Below are 17,283 nucleotides of genomic sequence, written 5' to 3'. Positions count from 1 at the left end.
CAAAGAAGTGCGCGTACGGTTATTCAGTGCTGCCCAAGCCTTGCCAGTGCTTGAGCCCGATAAAGATAAAGCGCAGCTGCTGACTGATTTTGGCTTGCGGCTGCAAGTATTCAGGCAGCGCCTCGGCGGGCGGGTCGATGACGTCAGGCAAGGCGGCGAACACGCTTTTAACCACCAGATCGGCGATCACAGTGAGGCCGGCGTGGTTCAAGTGCTGCAACTTGGGTTTGGAACCCAGGTCGGTCGCCAAGTCTGAGGTGATGTCTTCACGCAGTGCGCCAATGGCCTGACGAACCGGCTGTGAGCCGCCGTACTGCTCGCGGGCCAGAAACAAAAACTGTGAGCGGTTGGCTTCGACCACATCGAGAAAGATACGCACCGAAGCGTTGATCACACCGCCCATAAACAGCTCGTTGTGACGCACCAGACGAATGGTTTCGCGAAAGGTCTGGCCGACTTCACTGACCAGCGCCAGGCCCAGTTGGTCCATGTCGCTGAAGTGGCGATAAAACCCGGTGGGCACGATGCCAGCGGTTTTAGCCACTTCGCGCAGGCTCAGGCTGCCAAAGCCGCGACCCGATTCCATCAAGTGGCGGGCAGCATCCATCAGCGCTAGGCGGGTTTGTTGCTTCTGTTCGGCGCGAGGCAGCATTGGGGCGGGTGTTCCAGACAAGTACAGCGGGGCACTCTAGCAAATCGGCTTTGATAACGTCGAACGGTGTGTTGCTTGAACCCCTGTAGTCGCTGCCGAAGGCTGCGATGGGGTGCGCAGCAGCCCCTTGTTTTTGACGGCAAAACGAAGGTCCTGCGGCCCTTATCGCAGCCTGGCGGCAGCGACTACAGGTGTTGCATCAGCTCGCACGTTGATTGCGCTCGGCCAGACGATCCGCGCCACCTTCGGCGACCATGTTGGCATTGCGCTGGGTGCGATCGTAGCCGTCTTCAGCGACACGGTTTTGCTGGTCGAGGGTGCGTTGTGCGCCATCTTCGGCCACGCGGTTTTGCTGATTGAGGGTACGCTGCGCGCCATCTTCAGCCACCGAATCAAGCGGCTGGCTCAAGGTGCTTGCAGCCGGTTGTGCCATCGGGGTGGGCTCATCGTCAGCAGGCATTGCGAAGGCGTTAAATGCGATCAGGGAAAGGGTAAGACCAAACAGGACAGGGCGTTTCATGGTGTTGTGCTCCGTAGCAGTGCAACTAAGTAGGAATGTTGGCAATGCTACGCTTGGAAAATCGATATCAAAGTTCATACGGCCAATGGTGATAATCGACAAAATTGATTATCCCTCGCTAAAGGCTCTAGTCTGCGGGTCTTGAAGGGGTATAAATGCACGCTCAAGGCGCGTTTGCAGCCCGACGTGGTCTACAAAAGAGCAGGGTGTGTGGAGGCAATCGTGAGTTTTTTCCACGAAAACCGTCTTTGCGTTAAACCTTGAGCCGCCTTCGCCAGTCGTACCCACATAGTCAGCAGGACGTTCAGTCGTTATTTAAGGAGCCGCAGCATGACGCGCACCCGTAAAACCCTTGCCTGGATGGGCGGCATTTTTGTTCTGCTGGTGGTCGTGTTGGTGGTGATTCTGTCTACCTTCGACTGGAACCGCCTCAAGCCGACCATCAACACCCAAGTGTCCGAGCTTTTGCATCGCCCGTTTGCCATCAACGGGGATCTGGCAGTGCGCTGGCAGCGTGAAGAGGATCAAGGCGGCTGGCGTGCCTGGGTGCCGTGGCCGCATGTGATTGCGCAAGACCTGACCCTGGGCAACCCTGATTGGTTGAAAGCCCCGCAAATGGCCAGCCTCAAACAGGTTGAATTACGCCTGTCGCCGCTGGCGCTGCTGAGCCAGACGGTGGCCATCCCGCGGATCAATCTCACCGAGCCCAGCGCCAACCTTGAGCGTTTGGCCGATGGCCGGGCGAACTGGACCTTTACCTTCGACCCCAAAGACCCGAATGCCGAGCCGTCTAACTGGACGGTCGATATTGGCGCCATTGGTTTCGACAAGGGCCACGTGACACTGAATGACCAAACCCTTAAAACCCAACTGGATGTGCTGATTGATTCGCTGGGCAAGCCCATCCCGTTTAGCGAGATCGTCGGCGAAAGCGAGGCGAAAAAGGCCCAAGAGAAGGGCTCGGTGCCACAAGACTATGCGTTTGCCTTGAAGGTCAAAGGCCAGTACCACGGCCAGAAACTCAACGGTTCCGGCAAAATCGGCGGCTTGCTGGCGTTGCAGGACGCGACTCAGCCGTTCCCGCTGCAAGCCCAGGTGGACATTGCCGACACCAAAGTGGCCCTGGCCGGGACCTTGACCGACCCGTTGAACCTGGGTGCGCTGGACCTGCGTCTTAAACTGGCCGGCAGCAGCTTGAGTAACCTGTACCCGCTGACAGGCGTGACCTTGCCTGATTCGCCACCTTACTCCACCGATGGCCGCCTGAGCGCCAAACTGCGCGAGGCCAGCGGCGCGACCTTCACCTACAACAACTTCAACGGCAAAATCGGCAACAGTGACATTCACGGCAACCTGGGGTATGTGGCGAGCACACCACGGCCCAAATTGACCGGCACGCTGGTGTCCAACCAATTGCTGATGGTCGACTTGGCGCCGCTGATTGGCGCGGACTCCAACGCCAAGCAAAAGGCTCGGGGTGGCGAGAGCAAACAACCGGCGAACAAAGTGCTGCCCGTTGAAGAGTTTCGCACCGAGCGCTGGCGCGACATGGACGCCGATGTTGAGTTCACCGGCAAACGCATTGTGCAGAGCGCGGAACTGCCGTTCACCGACCTCTACACCCACCTGGTGCTCAAGGACGGCGAATTGACCCTCGAACCGCTGCGCTTTGGCGTGGCGGGCGGCAAGCTGGATGCGCAAATCAGCCTCAATGGCCGCGACACGCCGTTGAAGGGCCGGGCCAAGCTGACCGCGCGCAACTTCAAACTCAAACAGCTGTTCCCGACCTTTGAACCGATGAAAACCAGCTTTGGTGAACTCAATGGCGATGCCACGATTGCCGGTACCGGCAACTCGGTGGCCAAGCTGCTGGGCACGGCCAACGGCGATTTGAAGATGATCATCAATGACGGTGCGATCAGCCGCAGCCTCATGGAAATTGCTGGCTTGAATGTCGGCAATTATGTGGTGGGCAAAATCTTTGGCGACGAAGACGTGAAGATCAACTGCGCGGCGGCTGACTTCGGGATTAAAAACGGCCTGGCCAGCACCCGCCTGTTCGTGTTCGATACCGAGAACGCCATCATCTACATCGACGGCACGGCTAACTTCGCCACTGAGAAGTTGGACCTCAAAATCACCCCCGAGTCCAAAGGCCTGCGCTTGTTCTCGCTGCGCTCCCCGTTGTACGTGCGCGGCACTTTTGCGCACCCCGATGCGGGCGTACAGGCGGTGCCTTTGCTGTTGCGCGGAGCCGGAATGGTCGCGCTGGGCGTGATTGCTGGCCCTGCGGCGGGTCTGCTGGCCTTGATTGCCCCGAGCGGAGGCGAGCCCAACCAATGCGCGCCACTGCTGCAACAAATGCAGCAAGGCAAAGTGCCGAAAACTGTGAAGTAAAACGAATCCTCACAACCCGTAGGAGCGAGCTTGCCTCGCGATCTTTTGATTATTTAAAAGATCGCGAGGCAAGCTCGCTCCTACGGGGGGGGTTAGAGGTCTTGCAGAATATCCGCCATGTCGTCGGCGTGTTCTTCCTCTTGGGCCAGGATGTCTTCGAAGATCCGGCGGGTGGTCGGGTCTTTATCACCGATGTACTGGATGATTTCGCGATAGCTGTCGACCGCAATACGCTCAGCGACCAGGTCTTCGTAGACCATTTCTTTCAAGGTTTTGCCCGCTACGTACTGCGCATGAGCGTTTTTGGACAGCAGGTCGGGGTTGAACTCCGGCTCGCCCCCCAGTTGCACAATGCGTTCGGCCAGTTTGTCGGCGTGTTCCATTTCCTGGTTGGCGTGCTCCAGAAACTCGTCGGCGGCGACGCTGGCCTTGAGCCCATTGGCCATGAAGTAGTGGCGCTTGTAGCGCAGCACGCACACCAGTTCAGTGGCTAACGATTCGTTGAGCAGGCGCAGGATTTCTTTGCGGTCAGCGCTGTAGCCTTGGGTCACCGCACCGTCTTCGACGTTCTTGCGAGCGCGATCACGCAGGGTTTTTTTATCGGTCAGTTGTATCTCGGTCATTTCATTCTCCTCACTAATACGGTGGCTGCTTCGCTCTGTTGGCGAGGTCAGTTCGTTAGTTGTGAGTTCTGTGCGCCGAGAAAGTTTTATCTGATTTCAACCGGCCTGGATTTACCCAGCGCTGTCGTCCAGCGCTCAGACAAGATCACCCCGCCTAACGTCAGCGCGCCGCCAATCACGTGGTAAGCGTGCAATTGCTCGTTGAGCACCACTGCTGCAATCAGCGCAGTAATCAATGGCAGCAGGTTGAAAAACAGCGAGGTACGGCTCGGGCCAAGCACGGCGACGGCCTTCATCCAGGCCAGCGGCGCGAGCATGGACGCCAGCACGCACGCATACAGCACCAAGCCGATGTTGTGCAGGTTGGGGCCGACCTTGGGCGACACCAGGTACAGCGGGAACAACACCACAATCGCCACCAGCACTTGCAGGTACAGCATCTGCAACGGCGGCAGGCGCAACTGCCACTTCTTCAGCAACGTGCTGTAAATCGCATAGGCCAGGGTGGCGATCAGCATCATTGCGTCGCCCAGGTTCAAGCCATGGGCGAGCAGCACCGCCACACTGCCGTTCGAGACCACCACCAGCACCCCGGCAAACGACAGCACGGCACCGACCAGCGCCCCGGCGGTCAGGCGTTGCCCCAGGCTGATGATGGACATGGCCAGCACCATCAGCGGCATCAATGACAGGATGATGCCCATGTTAGTGGCCGACGTGAGGGCGGCGGCGAAGTACGCCAGGCTCTGGTAAATCACCATGCCGAGCAGGCCGAGGATGAAAATCTTGCCCAGGTTAGGGCGGATGACTGGCCAGTTGGCGATCACCGGTTTGAGCAGGAACGGGGTAAACAACAGGCCCGCCAGCAGCCAGCGGTAAAAACTGATCTCGGTCGGGTAGATGACGCCGACCGCCAGTTTGTTGATCACGGTGTTGCCGGCCCAGATAAAAATGGCCAGCAGAGGGAAAGCGTATTGCATCAGTAGTAACCACAGGGTGTGTGAGCGGCGATTATCCGCCTGTCTGTCTGCAAGCCTATACTTCGATTCGGCCAACCTCCTCTGGAATCCAGACAGCATGCGCAGAAAATTGATTTGTGTCCCCGAGTTCGAGCAATTGCCTGCGCCGGTCTACTTCCGTTATGCCGAGTTTGATGCCGACAGCCATTCGACACCCCATCTGCACCGTTGGGGGTCGCTAGGCTATGTGGCCAGCGGGGTCATGCGTTTTGAGGTGGCCGGGCGACGTTTTATGTCGCCGCCGCAGTACGCGCTCTGGGTTCCACCCAATACCGAGCACAGTTCCTACAACTCCCATGCGATTGTTTACCGCTCGGTTTACCTGGATACCGTGCATTGCCAGCATTTGCCACGCGAACCGGTCACGCTGGCCATCAGCGACATCCTCAAGAGCATCCTCAGCGACTTTGCGCGCCGCGACATTCACATCCCCCAGAGTGAGGCCGACATTCGATTGGCGCAGGTGTTGGTCGATCAACTGCGTCAGGCACCGGTGCATCAATGCTATTTGCCCTATGCCAGCCATCCGGGGCTACAGCTGGTGCTTGAAGCGCTGCAAGGCCAGCCCGGCGACAACCGACCACTGGGGCAATGGGCCGAGCAAGTGCATGTGAGTGAGCGAACCCTGGCGCGCTTGTTTGTGCGCGAGTTGGGCATGAGCTTTGGTGAATGGCGCCAGCGCCTGCGGTTTCTGGCCGCGATTGAAGCACTGGAATCCAGCCGCAGCGTGCAAGACGTGGGTTTTGACCTGGGCTACAGCACGTCATCGGCGTTTATTGCGATGTTTCAGCGCCAGGCCGGGTGCACGCCAGAGCAGTATCGTCGGCAAACGCGGCACCTTTGAACGCCAGGCGGTTGATGTAACAGAGTTTGTCTACACTGAAGAGCGACCGCCGCCAATCGGTGCGGCAATAAGGAGAAAACTCCATGAAGATGCTGCGCGTTCCTCTGCTGATGGTGGGTTTGCTGCTGTGTTCTCACGCGTTTGCCGACACTGCCCAACAAAACAAAATGACCAGCTGTAATGCCGATGCCAGCGCCAAGACCCTCAAGGGCGATGAGCGCAAAGCCTTCATGAGCAGTTGCCTCAAAGCGACACCGGCAGCGGCCATGACCCCACAAGAGCGAATGAAAAGCTGCAACGCCACCGCCAGCACCCAAGCCCTTAAAGGCGACGCACGCAAAGCCTTCATGAGTGATTGCCTGAAGAAAAAATAACCCAGCCCTGGGCCATTTCGTAGCAGTTGTCGAGCCCCGCGAGGCTACGTCCGGCTGCGTAGCAGTCGTAAAATCAGTCATGGTGGTGTTTCAGATCAACCGTGCATTCAGTATTTACGATCGCTTCGCAATCGGACGTAGCCTCGCGGAGCTCGTCAACTGCTACGGAGCTTCCATCAGTCACAAATTGTAGTGATCCCCGTCGAAGGCTGGCAGACTGCCGATCCCTTCGCGCTGCTTGTTTTGAGGCTGTATGCCATCGTTTTCTCAGCGTCACATTTTATTTGCCAGCTACATCATCATCATGGTTGGGCTGTTACTGGTTTTTCCGTTGCGCCTGTTACCCAGCCTGTTGGCGGGTTTGTTGGTTTACGAACTGGTCAACATGCTCACGCCACAGCTTCAGCGTTTGATCGCCGGGCGGCGTGCGCGCTGGCTCGCCGTGGCGTTGCTGGGCACGTTAGTGGTCAGCATTCTGGCGTTGATCTTTGCCGGCGCCATCAGCTTTTTGCTGCATGAGGCCGAAAACCCGGGCGCCTCGCTGAATAAATTCATGGTGGTGGTGGACCGCGCGCGTGGGCAATTGCCGCCGTTTCTGGACAGCTACCTGCCTGCCAGCGCTGCTGAGTTCCGCATCGCGTTCAGCGAGTGGATGAGCAAGCACCTGAGCGACCTGCAACTGGTGGGCAAAGACGCGGCGCACATGTTCGTGACCTTGCTGATCGGCATGGTGCTGGGGGCCATTATTGCCTTGCAGCGCATCCCGGACATCAGCCGCCGCAAGCCCCTGTCGGCCGCACTGTTCGACCGTTTGCACCTGCTGGTGCAGGCGTTTCGCAACATCGTGTTTGCACAGATCAAAATCGCGCTGCTCAATACCGCGTTTACCGGGGTGTTTCTGGCGCTGATCCTGCCACTGTTTGGCGTGCACCTGCCGCTGACCAAAACCCTGATCGTATTGACCTTCCTGCTGGGCTTGCTGCCGGTGATTGGCAACTTGATCTCCAACACCTTGATCACCATCGTCGCGTTGTCGCTGTCGATCTGGGTGGCAGTGGCCGCGTTGGGCTACCTGATAGTTATCCACAAGCTGGAATACTTTCTCAACGCCAAGATTGTGGGCGGTCAAATCAGTGCCAAATCCTGGGAGTTGCTGTTGGCGATGCTGGTGTTCGAAGCAGCCTTCGGCCTGCCGGGCGTGGTGGCTGGGCCGATCTATTACGCGTATTTGAAAAGCGAGCTGAAGCAGGTGGAATTGGTGTAAACCGATTTCGCGTAGGAGCGAGCTTGCCTCGCGATCTTTTGATCGTTTAAAAGATCGCGAGGCAAGCTCGCTCCTACACGGGTTTGTTTAATTAGCCGTAACGCTTTTTGGCTTCAATCGCCAAGCCGCTGCCGATGCTGCCGAAGATGTTGCCTTCAACATGGCGTGCGTTTGGCAGCATGGCCGAGACGCTCTGGCGCAAGGCCGGGATACCGCTCGAACCGCCCGTGAAGAACACGGTGTCGACGTGCTCGACGCTTACACCAGCGCTGCTCAGCAACTGGGTCACGCTGTTGCGGATGCGTTCCAGCTGGTTGTCGATGGACGCTTCAAACAACGCCCGGCTCAGCTCAACGCTCAATCCTGCCTCAACCCGGTCCAGCGGCACATGGCGGCTTTCGCTGTGGGTCAGTTCGATTTTGGTTTCTTCGATTTCCATCGCCAACCAGTGACCGGCACGCTGTTCGATCAACTTGAACAGGCGGTCGATGCCGCCTGTGTCGACGATGTCGTAACGCATGCTGTTCAGCGCGATCTGGGTTTTCTGCGCGTACACCGAGTTAATGGTGTGCCAGGTCGCCAGGTTCATGTGGTGGCTGGTCGGCATGTAGGCGCCGCTTTTCATGCGGCTGCCGTAACCGAACAGCGGCATCACGCCTTGCAGGCTCAGCTGTTTGTCGAAGTCGGTCCCGCCGACGTGCACGCCGCCGGTGGCCAGAATGTCGTCCTGACGGTTGTCTTGGCCGCGACGCTCGGGTGACAGGCGCACCAGCGAGAAGTCGGACGTACCACCGCCGATGTCGACAATCAGTACCAGCTCTTCGCGCTCGATGGTCGACTCATAGTCAAAGGCGGCGGCAATCGGCTCGTACTGGAACGACACTTCCTTGAAACCGATGGCGCGGGCCACGTCGGTCAGGGTGTTTTCGGCTTCCTGGTCGGCCAGCGGGTCGTCATCGACGAAGAACACCGGGCGGCCCAGCACCACTTCTTCGAATTCGCGACCGGCGGTGGTTTCGGCGCGCTTTTTAAGTTGGCCGATAAACAGCCCCAGCAAGTCCTTGAACGGCATCGCTGTGCCCAGCACGCTGGTGTCGTGCTTGATCAGCTTGGAACCCAGCAGGCTCTTGAGCGAGCGCATCAGGCGGCCTTCGTAGCCTTCCAGGTACTCATGCAGCGCCAGACGACCGTACACCGGGCGGCGCTCTTCTATGTTGAAGAACACCACGGAGGGCAGGGTGATCTTGTCGTCCTCGAGCGCAATGAGCGTTTCCACGCCTGGACGGAGCCAGCCGACGGTGGAGTTGGACGTGCCAAAGTCGATGCCGCAGGCACGTGCTGGAGAGGCGCTTTTCATGTCTTTCGAGTTCCGGTTAAAAAACGGCCGCGCAGTGTATGTCAGTCAGTCACAGAATCGAAGCGCCACTATTCGATAATTCGCAGGTTTTAATCCACTTGAAAGACTATCCTTCATCCCCAAACTTCCAGACATGGCTTGGTAGTTGTGAGGCGATTCAGTGAGGCTCGCACGCTACCGATAAACTTTTGTAGCGCTGTTCAGTCACACGATTGAGAGCGGTCAATCATCAGACTGAGTATCCAGAGCATTCTGGGATGCCCAACGCTGCGCGATATTGATAACGGATGGTGATCCTTACATGGACTTCAAAGACTATTACAAGATTCTGGGTGTCGAGCCCACGGCTGACGATAAGGCGATCAAAGCCGCCTATCGCAAGCTCGCGCGCAAATACCACCCGGATGTGAGCAAAGAAAAAGACGCCGAAGAGAAGTTCAAGGACGTCAACGAAGCCTATGAAGCGCTTAAAAGCGCCGATAAACGCGCTGAATACGATGAAATGCGCAAATACGGTCAGCATGGCCAACCGTTCCAGGGGCCGCCAGGCTGGCAGGGCCGTTCGGGCGGTGGCTTCGAGGATCAGGGCGATTTTTCAGACTTCTTCAGCTCGATCTTCGGATCGCGCGGCGGCGGCTTTGGTGGGCAATCAGGCCGCAGTGCGGGCCGTCGTGGGCAGGATGTAGAAATGGAATTGCCGATTTTCCTTGAAGAAACCCTGTCGGGCGAATCGAAGCCGATCAGCTTCCAGATTGGCGGCGTCAGCAAGACCCTGAATGTAAAAATTCCGGTTGGCGTTGCAGACGGCGAGCGTATCCGTCTGAAAGGCCAGGGCGGTCCGGGCGTGGGTGGCGGCGCGAATGGCGATCTGTACCTGATCATCCGTTTTGCTCCGCATCCTCATTTTGATGTTGAAGGTCACGACTTGGTCGTCACCGTGCCGCTGGCACCGTGGGAAGCCGCCCTGGGAACCAAGGTGGCGGTGCCAACCTTGACCAGCAAGCTCAACCTGACCATTCGTCCGGACAGCCAGAGCGGCCAGCGCTTGCGCATCAAAGGCCATGGCTTGGCGGACAAGCACGGTCAGCGTGGTGATTTGTATGCCCAATTGAAAGTGGTCATGCCCAAAGAGTCCGACGAGGCCACAAAAGCCCTGTGGCAAGAACTCGCCGAAAAAGCGGCATTTGATCCGAGAGCCCAATGGAGTAATTGACCATGAGTAGCACCCTGATCGTTCAGCTGGACATGGAAAGGTTCTGCGAAGAGGCCAATATCCCGGCCACTTACGTGATAGAGATTGTCGAACACGGAATTATCGAACCTCAGGGCCACACCCCGGAGGTGTGGCGGTTTGCCGACTATGAGCTGACCATTGCAAGGCGCGCGGCCAAGCTGCACCGAGACCTTGAGATGGAATGGGAAGGCGTCGCGCTGGCGCTCGACCTGATCGAAGAAGTGCAGCAACTGCGCTCTGAAAACCGGCAGCTCAAGCAGCAACTAGGGCGGTTTTTGACCGACTGAATGTTCAACCCTTGTGGCAAGTGCTACCCATGACTCAACTGTAGGAGCGAGCTTGTCTCGCGATCTTTTAAAAGATCAAAAGATCGCGAGGCAAGCTCGCTCCTACGGGGTTCGCTTTCGCTTAAATGAACAGCATTGCAAGCCAGGCTCCCACAGCGTGCGCTAAGCGTTTTTTGGCAGCACCACGGTAAACGTCGTGCCTTCGGCTTGCGTCGAGGTCACGTCAATCTGGCCGTGGTGCGCGTCGACCACTTCTTTGACGATAAACAGGCCCAGCCCCAGGCTGGTCGACGTGCCGGGCAAGGAGGGATCTTCGCTCGGGCTGCGCACCAGTGGATCAAAGAGGGTGCCAACGGCATCCTCAGTAATCGGAATGCCTCGGTTGTGCACGCGCAACGTCACGGCGTCGGCACTGCCCGCCACGCTTAACGAGATTTCACCTTGTCGGGCGCCATGTTGCAGCGCATTACCAATCAGGTTTTGCAGCAACTGGCTGATGCGGCTCGGGTCCCACAAACCTTCAACATCGCCCTCGACCCGCAAGGTCGGCGTGCAGTCGGGTTGCCCGGCGCACGCTTCCTCAAGTGCGCTCTGGCAAGCGTTGCCCAGGTTCATCACGCGCCGTTCAATGGGCAAGCCGGTGCCCAAGCGGCTGCGCACAAACTCCAGCAAATCACTGACCATCGCCCCCATGTGGCGCGCGCCATTTTTAATCGCGGCCACGTAATTCAGTGCGTTGGCATCGAGCTTGGCTTTGCGTTCGAGCATTTCAGTGGACATGCTCACGGCTTGTAAGGGCGCGCGCAGGTCGTGGCCCAAAATGGCCAGGAAGATGTCTCGCGAGCGATTGACCTGTTCGGCATAGGCCGCCGTGGACTCGGCCAGCGCTTCATCAATCGCTTCGTTAAAGCGAATCATGTCTTGCAGGTGGATATGGGCGGGGCTGTCGACGCTTTTTACCCACAGACGAATCACGCAGGCGCGCAGGTGGCGAAACTCTGACGTCATCTGCACCAGATCAAAACCGACCGCATGGCGCAGTTCGCCATGGCTGGCAGAGGCTCGGTCCAGGCTTGGGGTCTTTTCCAGGCTTTCGCCTTCAGCCTTGGCCTGCTGCTCGCTGGCCGTTTGCGCGGTGTTCATGTCGCGCGAGGCCGCGATCAGAATAGCCTTGGCATGATCGCGCAACTCGATGCTGTCCATGTTTTCGGCAGCGGGCGTGATGGTTGCGGCGAATTGCTCCCATTCATCAACGATACGGTCAACGTTTTGCACGATGAATTCAGACAGGCGCATGGCCACATCCCTTGCTGCAAGAGCGATAGTCGAAAAGGGTCGCGCATTCTAGCGCCTAAACTTGCTTGCGCCCAATCACCACTGGCCCGGTCAGGCCCATACATAGATACCCCTTGAGTGCTCAGACCGCTCGATAAGCTGATGACTTCATCACTTATCAAGGAGTGAGCACATGTCAGGCTCCCCCGATTTACCCGTCTCAACGATTGCCGTGCCTCTGAACCATGGGCGGCATTACCATCGCATCAAAAAAATTATTCCGTCCCACCTGGTGTCCGCCAGCCCTGAAATGCGCAGTGCATTAAGGCAGACCAAGGCAACTGTTCCTGGCTGGTATGGGGCTGCGCCACGCGCGCAAAAAGTGGCCCTTAAAGCGTTGTTTGACGACCTGGCCGCCAAACAAAAGCTAATGGCTCAGTCCCTGAAAGACCTGCAATCGCTCAACGATTTTGCCCAGCCTTTGCTGGAAAATGCGCTCAATGCGGCAGGTTATCCGCTGCCCGTGAACGACGTATTCCTGCATGTGTACACGCCGGTGGCCGGGGTCTTTGGCCTGAGGTCCGAGGTGGTGGGTTCCAGAACCCTGTCACTGCTGCAAGCTGCGCTGCATAACTTCGAAGAACCCGAAACCGCCGTGAATTACTTTGCGCCGCCTTCGGGATTTATCACCCGTCCTGACGCCCTCGGCCGATTTTCGTCTTACTCCACCACGTTGACGATTGAGGCGTTCACGGCGCTGTGTCGGCAACTGGATCTGGGCGCCAAATACCAAGCGCATCTTGAGCTGCATTTAACCCCTCAGAGCATTTTGGAGCAGGGGCGTCTGGAGGGCCGCTACATCAACCAGAAAAAAGCCATGCTCAAAGTGGATGCGCAGGTTGCTTTGCTTAAAGGAGACATCGATACCCACGCCCATGACTTGCTCATGCGAGTGATCAGCGGTGAGCGTGAGATCAAAACCGGTGATCAACAAGTCTGGTATCGCTACCCGTGTGTGATGGGGCTTTTACTCAAAGGATGCGTCGTGTTCGACCTTTGCGTGAAAGATCACTACTCCGACGCGATGATTGTGTGGATTCCCGGCGACCCTCAACACCCGCTCAAAAAGTACGCCAGTTTTTTTGATTTCCGTGACGAACTGCTGAACAAACTGACCCCGGCCGCCTCCACTGGTCGAGACGCCGGGCTCACGGCGTATCAGCAGTTTTTGAGCCGTTTTATTGCGCAGAAGGACCGGCCGTATTACTACAGGCGCTTAACCGAGCTGGTAGCGGATGCACCTAAAGGGCCTTGGGGTGACGAGTGGTTTCACGATGCACGGGTTCAGCTCTGGACGCACACCTTGGCGCCGCTGCCGTCCTGGGGATTGAGCATAGAACATGCGCCTGATGTGAGCAGTCGGCGGGTGCAGAAGCAGCATCCCTCGATCACTATCGAGATCTGCACCATGAGCGGTGACCGCGCGTGGGTGGACGTCGAACTGTGGGCAAAGCAGTTCGAGGACATGCGCAGCCGTGCGTTTGCCAATGCTCGCAACATGGCGCTGCCGACCGCCGATGCCGATGCCGCTAACCACGCCAGTCGGATTTCGCACTACCTGAACATGGGCTTTTACGCGCTCAATATCGTGAGCATGTTCGTACCGGTCTTGGGCGAGGTCATGATGGCCGTGATGGCCGGGCAGCTACTCTACGAGACCATTGAGGGCATTGAAGAATGGTCCTCCGGGGACACGGAGGCCGCCTGGGAACATATCAACGATGTACTGGAAAACATGGTGCTGTTGGCCGCCGGTGCTGCGGTGATGCAGGGTGTTGTCGCGCCGGTGATTGAACGGCTCAAAGTGATCAAGCTTCCCGACGGCAAGCAACGCTTATGGAAGGGCGATATAGACGAGTATGCCCATCCGATCACGCTGGAGCCCGGCTCACAGCCTGATGAAAGTGGTTTGCACACACAGGATGGTCAGACGCTGCTGCCCTACGACAATAAAAACTTTGTGCTGGTAAAAGACCCGGCAACAGCCCAGTACCGCGCCCTGCATCCCACCAGGCCTGACGCCTACTCGCCCGAGTTCAGGCACAACGGGCAGGGTGTGTGGGTGCATGAGGGTGAAGACCCCATGACGTGGGAGCGCAGCACCTTGCTGCGGCGGCTGGGGCCTTCGGTTGAAGGCTTGAGCGATGCAGATCTTGAGTCGATTCTCAGCATCAGCGAGGTCCACGAAGATGTTTTACGCCGCATGTATGTCGAAAACGAGCCCACGCCGATCCTGTTGATGGAAAGCATTCGCCAGTTCAAAGCGTATACGCAGGTTGAGGCAGCAATCAGCCAGGCTTTAGCGGGGCCAATGAGTGCTGAGTTATGCACCTATGCGGCCGCATTCACTGTGGATCTGCAAGGCTGGCCAGCCGGTAAAGCCATTGTGGTGTTTGACCTGGAAAACCTGGAGGCGCCGGTCATACGCTATGGCGATGCTCAAGCGTCCGGGGGCAACATTATCGCGATCAGTCGCTCGCAATTGATGAACGGTGAGCTGGCTGGCCATGTGGTCACAGCGTTGAATCAGCAGCAACTTGAAGGGTTGCTCGGTGAGCGCCTTCCGGTTGCGCGCGATGAACGGTTGAAACTGTTCAAAGAGCACTTGAGCACACTGATGCGCGCTCAGACTCAACGCTTGTTTGACAGCCTTTATGAAGACCGTTTGGTTGAGGGGGATCCGGCCAGAGCGCCCATCGAACTGATACAGCGCGTCTTCCCCAAACTGCCGAGATCGATTGCCCGGCGCTTGGTGGCGCAGGCAAACAAGGCAGAAGTTGAGTCAATGGCGCGCAATAAAGTCCCGAGGCGATTGATGCAAGACGCTCGGAATTTGCAGCGCCAGGCCCGTTTGTCTTCCGCCTACTTGGGCTTGTACAGGGAAGGGATGGTCACGCCCGACACCGAAGCATTGGTACTGAACACACTGGAAAACGTGCCGGGATGGACCGATGACCTGCGCCTTGAAGTCCGCAATGATGGTTTTGAGGGTGAGTTGCGGGCCAGTTTTGGTGCGCAGGGCGCAAGCCATCGCAAGGTGCTGGTCAGGGTCGCAGATGGCAAGTACATGGCGCTGGACGAACAAGGCGAACAGCTGCACGGCGTCGATGATCTGTACCGCAGTTTGCAGCACGCACTGCCGGATTCACATCGTCGATCTATGGGGTTGCCGCACACCGGTCAAGGAGGCGAGCTCAAAATCAAGGTTCAACAGCACGCATTACCCCGTAATCGGTTGCGCGGGTTGTTGAACATGCGCGTTGAAACAGCGCCTTTTTATCAGCCACCTGTGCGTTTGTCCGATGGTAAGTTGGGTTACCCCTTGAGCGGTCGCGGCGCCTTGCAGGGCGCAGGTGTCTTCAGCTCCTACCGCGCCAGGCTCAAGTCGCTTTATCCCAATATGAAGCTTTACGAAATCGAGAGTTTCTTTTCTTTCTATGGCAGTGAAGCCACCAACAACCTGTTGGCCCGTGAAAGGGAACTCGGTCGTTTGCTGGATACGCTTGATGAGTGGGAACTCTCGCCAATAGACGGAGTAGACGTGGCAGAGCCGCCCACGCCCGCGCAGCAACACGTTGTGAATGGCCGTCATTACGTCAGAACGATGTTGGAGTGGGCATGGCGAAGAAGCGGTGATCCACACCTGGATCAAAATCGGGTCTATCGGGGGCAAGAGCTGTCGTTTGATCAGGACCTGGAAAATCTGGGTCCTATTCTTGAAAGCTTGCCGGCACTGCCAGCTGACTTTAACCATGTCAGTCGAATCAATATCGCAAACGCTGGCGTTACGGATGCAATCAACGGGTTTCTGTCTCACTTCCCGAAACTGCGCTCGCTGGAGCTCAGCGATAACCCATTGACCCGCCTGCCAGCAGCGGTAGAAAAAATGCTGCGACTGAATGAACTGCTTCTTTCCAGGACGGCGATTACATTGAACCTTGAGTCGGCTGCTCAATTTAGGGAGCTGACCAGAATGGAGTACATGGCGCTTGATGGCTCCCCTCTTGGGCTCGCCCCTGATGTTTCACGAATGGTCAAGCTCGAAACCTTGAAACTGGAAGGGTGTGGGCTCGATCGTTGGCCTGCAGGGGTGTTTGCGTTGCCCCGTCCGAGTGAATTCTTGCTGGACCTCAGTGAAAACCCCCTCACTGAAATTCCTGAGGTTGCTCCGGGTTCGCATCGGGCTGAAATTATTGGACGCACCGTTATTTCACAAGAGGATGTTTCCGAGAGCGTCTATGCCCGTTATGAGGCGTATTGCGAGTCTGTGGGTATCGACACTGAGCGTCACTTCCTGCCGGGCCTTGAAAAGAGCAGCCAATATTGGATTTACGGTCAAATAACCGAGAAAGAAATAAAAAAATTAACAGCGATATGGAACCGCGTAGAGAAAGAGGTGGGTTCTGAGCCGTTGTTCGAAATCTTCAGTGACCAGGCAGAGAACTTTAAGAAACGCACGCTAGCGTTCAGAGCGGATATGACCATCAAGGTCTGGGATATGTTGCGAGCTATTGACGAAAGTCCGACCCTGCGCGACAGGATTTTCCTGATGGCGTCCGCGCCCTTCACCTGTGTTGATGCGGGGGCACAGCTGTTCAATGCCTTGGGCGTTGAAGTCTTGATCTATGAAGCGTATGGGATCCCTGAGTTAGAGCTGCGGCAAATCAAGATGCTAAAGCTGGCCAGAGGCAAGGCCCGGCTGGATGAATTGGGGCGCATTGCCAGAGCGCGAGTCGCCGAGCTCGAGGCGCTCGGCCACAAACACCCTGAGTTTGCAGAGGATGGCACCTTAGTCAGGCATTTCAACGATGACGGCGTTTTAATGACTGACATTGACGAGGTCGAAATTTACCTGCGTTACACCACCGAACTGGCTCAACGGCTGGACCTGCCTTGGCAGTCGCCCAGCATGATGTTCGCGGCGCCCGATGTCACCGCAGACATGATTGAAAGTGCCTTCAGCCATGTCATGGCTCTGGAAGCGGATGATGGGATCGTTACGCAGCTTTTGGAGCAACCCATGTGGGTGACGTTTTTAGAACGGGCTTTTAACGACAGTTTCGAGGCTGTACAGGCCAAAATGGATGCGTTATCGGACTTGCATACCGCTCAAGAAGAATGGGCCAAGCCGGGTGATTTATCCGTTGCGCAGAAAGCAGCGCTGCGCACCCAGATCGAAAAAATCGCGGTTTTTCTGAAAATACCGGCCAGCGATGTTGCACCTGGCAAGATCATGAGCAGCGAAGACTATGATGCCCGCATGCAAGGTTTGTATGAGACTCGCCAGACGTACCTGCAAATCATGACCAAGAAAGCGCTGGCCGAAGAGTCCGCAGCGCTTTAACGCCGGTTTTAAGCCATTAGATCTACAGCTACA

At 57.2% G+C, this 17,283-nt stretch carries 13 protein-coding genes; 7 read left to right on the top strand and 6 right to left on the bottom strand.

What is annotated here, in order from left to right; genetic code table 11:
- Positions 1 to 19: 19 nt before the first annotated feature.
- Positions 20 to 652 (bottom strand): TetR family transcriptional regulator, encoded by a 633-nt coding sequence (locus tag RHM56_RS20460; RefSeq protein WP_322235517.1) that lies wholly within the window; start codon positions 650 to 652, stop codon positions 20 to 22.
- A 199-nt stretch (positions 653 to 851) separates the two neighbouring features.
- On the bottom strand, positions 852 to 1,172 hold the full coding sequence (locus RHM56_RS20455) for a hypothetical protein (RefSeq protein ID WP_322235514.1): 321 nt from the start codon (positions 1,170 to 1,172) through the stop codon (positions 852 to 854).
- A gap of 330 nt (positions 1,173 to 1,502) precedes the next feature.
- On the opposite strand from RHM56_RS20455, the gene RHM56_RS20450 reads away from it, so the two are divergent.
- Positions 1,503 to 3,569: an AsmA family protein gene (locus RHM56_RS20450; protein WP_322235512.1), complete on the top strand. Its 2,067-nt coding sequence runs from the start codon at positions 1,503 to 1,505 to the stop codon at positions 3,567 to 3,569.
- Positions 3,570 to 3,661: 92 nt separating this feature from the next.
- Here RHM56_RS20450 and RHM56_RS20445 read toward each other — a convergent pair whose 3' ends face one another.
- Both RHM56_RS20445 and RHM56_RS20440 read right to left on the bottom strand, forming a co-directional pair.
- Positions 3,662 to 4,192 (bottom strand): ferritin-like domain-containing protein, encoded by a 531-nt coding sequence (locus RHM56_RS20445; protein ID WP_322235510.1) that lies wholly within the window; start codon positions 4,190 to 4,192, stop codon positions 3,662 to 3,664.
- Between the two features lie 86 nt (positions 4,193 to 4,278).
- Entirely contained in the window at positions 4,279 to 5,172 is an 894-nt protein-coding gene (locus RHM56_RS20440; RefSeq protein WP_322235508.1) for a DMT family transporter, read from the bottom strand.
- A gap of 97 nt (positions 5,173 to 5,269) precedes the next feature.
- On the opposite strand from RHM56_RS20440, the gene RHM56_RS20435 reads away from it, so the two are divergent.
- The 3 genes from RHM56_RS20435 to RHM56_RS20425 all read left to right on the top strand — a co-directional run bounded on the left by RHM56_RS20435 (position 5,270) and on the right by RHM56_RS20425 (position 7,693).
- Positions 5,270 to 6,055 (top strand): helix-turn-helix transcriptional regulator, encoded by a 786-nt coding sequence (locus RHM56_RS20435; RefSeq protein ID WP_322235506.1) that lies wholly within the window; start codon positions 5,270 to 5,272, stop codon positions 6,053 to 6,055.
- Between the two features lie 83 nt (positions 6,056 to 6,138).
- Positions 6,139 to 6,429 (top strand): PsiF family protein, encoded by a 291-nt coding sequence (locus RHM56_RS20430; protein ID WP_322235504.1) that lies wholly within the window; start codon positions 6,139 to 6,141, stop codon positions 6,427 to 6,429.
- 253 nt (positions 6,430 to 6,682) lie between these two features.
- The gene (locus tag RHM56_RS20425; protein WP_322235502.1) at positions 6,683 to 7,693 is read left to right on the top strand and encodes an AI-2E family transporter; all 1,011 of its coding nucleotides are present in this window, start codon (positions 6,683 to 6,685) and stop codon (positions 7,691 to 7,693) included.
- A 91-nt stretch (positions 7,694 to 7,784) separates the two neighbouring features.
- Here the strand turns inward: RHM56_RS20425 and RHM56_RS20420 are convergent, their stop codons facing one another.
- The gene (locus RHM56_RS20420; RefSeq protein ID WP_322235500.1) at positions 7,785 to 9,050 is read right to left on the bottom strand and encodes an Hsp70 family protein; all 1,266 of its coding nucleotides are present in this window, start codon (positions 9,048 to 9,050) and stop codon (positions 7,785 to 7,787) included.
- A gap of 301 nt (positions 9,051 to 9,351) precedes the next feature.
- Between RHM56_RS20420 and RHM56_RS20415 the strand changes: the two genes are divergently transcribed.
- Both RHM56_RS20415 and RHM56_RS20410 read left to right on the top strand, forming a co-directional pair.
- A complete protein-coding gene (locus RHM56_RS20415; RefSeq protein ID WP_322235498.1) occupies positions 9,352 to 10,263 on the top strand; it encodes a DnaJ C-terminal domain-containing protein in 912 nt (303 codons plus the stop codon).
- Positions 10,264 to 10,265: 2 nt separating this feature from the next.
- Complete coding sequence (locus tag RHM56_RS20410) at positions 10,266 to 10,571, top strand: chaperone modulator CbpM (protein ID WP_322235496.1); 306 nt, start codon at positions 10,266 to 10,268, stop codon at positions 10,569 to 10,571.
- Between the two features lie 162 nt (positions 10,572 to 10,733).
- Here RHM56_RS20410 and RHM56_RS20405 read toward each other — a convergent pair whose 3' ends face one another.
- Positions 10,734 to 11,867 carry a HAMP domain-containing sensor histidine kinase gene (locus tag RHM56_RS20405; protein WP_322235494.1) on the bottom strand — a complete coding sequence of 378 codons (1,134 nt, stop codon included), beginning with the start codon at positions 11,865 to 11,867 and terminating at the stop codon, positions 10,734 to 10,736.
- A gap of 172 nt (positions 11,868 to 12,039) precedes the next feature.
- Here RHM56_RS20405 and RHM56_RS20400 point away from each other — a divergent pair, with 172 nt between their 5' ends.
- Positions 12,040 to 17,250 carry a dermonecrotic toxin domain-containing protein gene (locus RHM56_RS20400; protein WP_322235492.1) on the top strand — a complete coding sequence of 1,737 codons (5,211 nt, stop codon included), beginning with the start codon at positions 12,040 to 12,042 and terminating at the stop codon, positions 17,248 to 17,250.
- Positions 17,251 to 17,283 lie beyond the last annotated feature (33 nt).

It is taken from the genome of Pseudomonas sp. CCC3.1 (assembly GCF_034347405.1).
Taxonomy (GTDB): Bacteria; Pseudomonadota; Gammaproteobacteria; order Pseudomonadales; family Pseudomonadaceae; genus Aquipseudomonas.
Note: the sequence above shows the minus strand (reverse complement) of the source record. Positions and strands in the feature narration are given on the sequence as shown.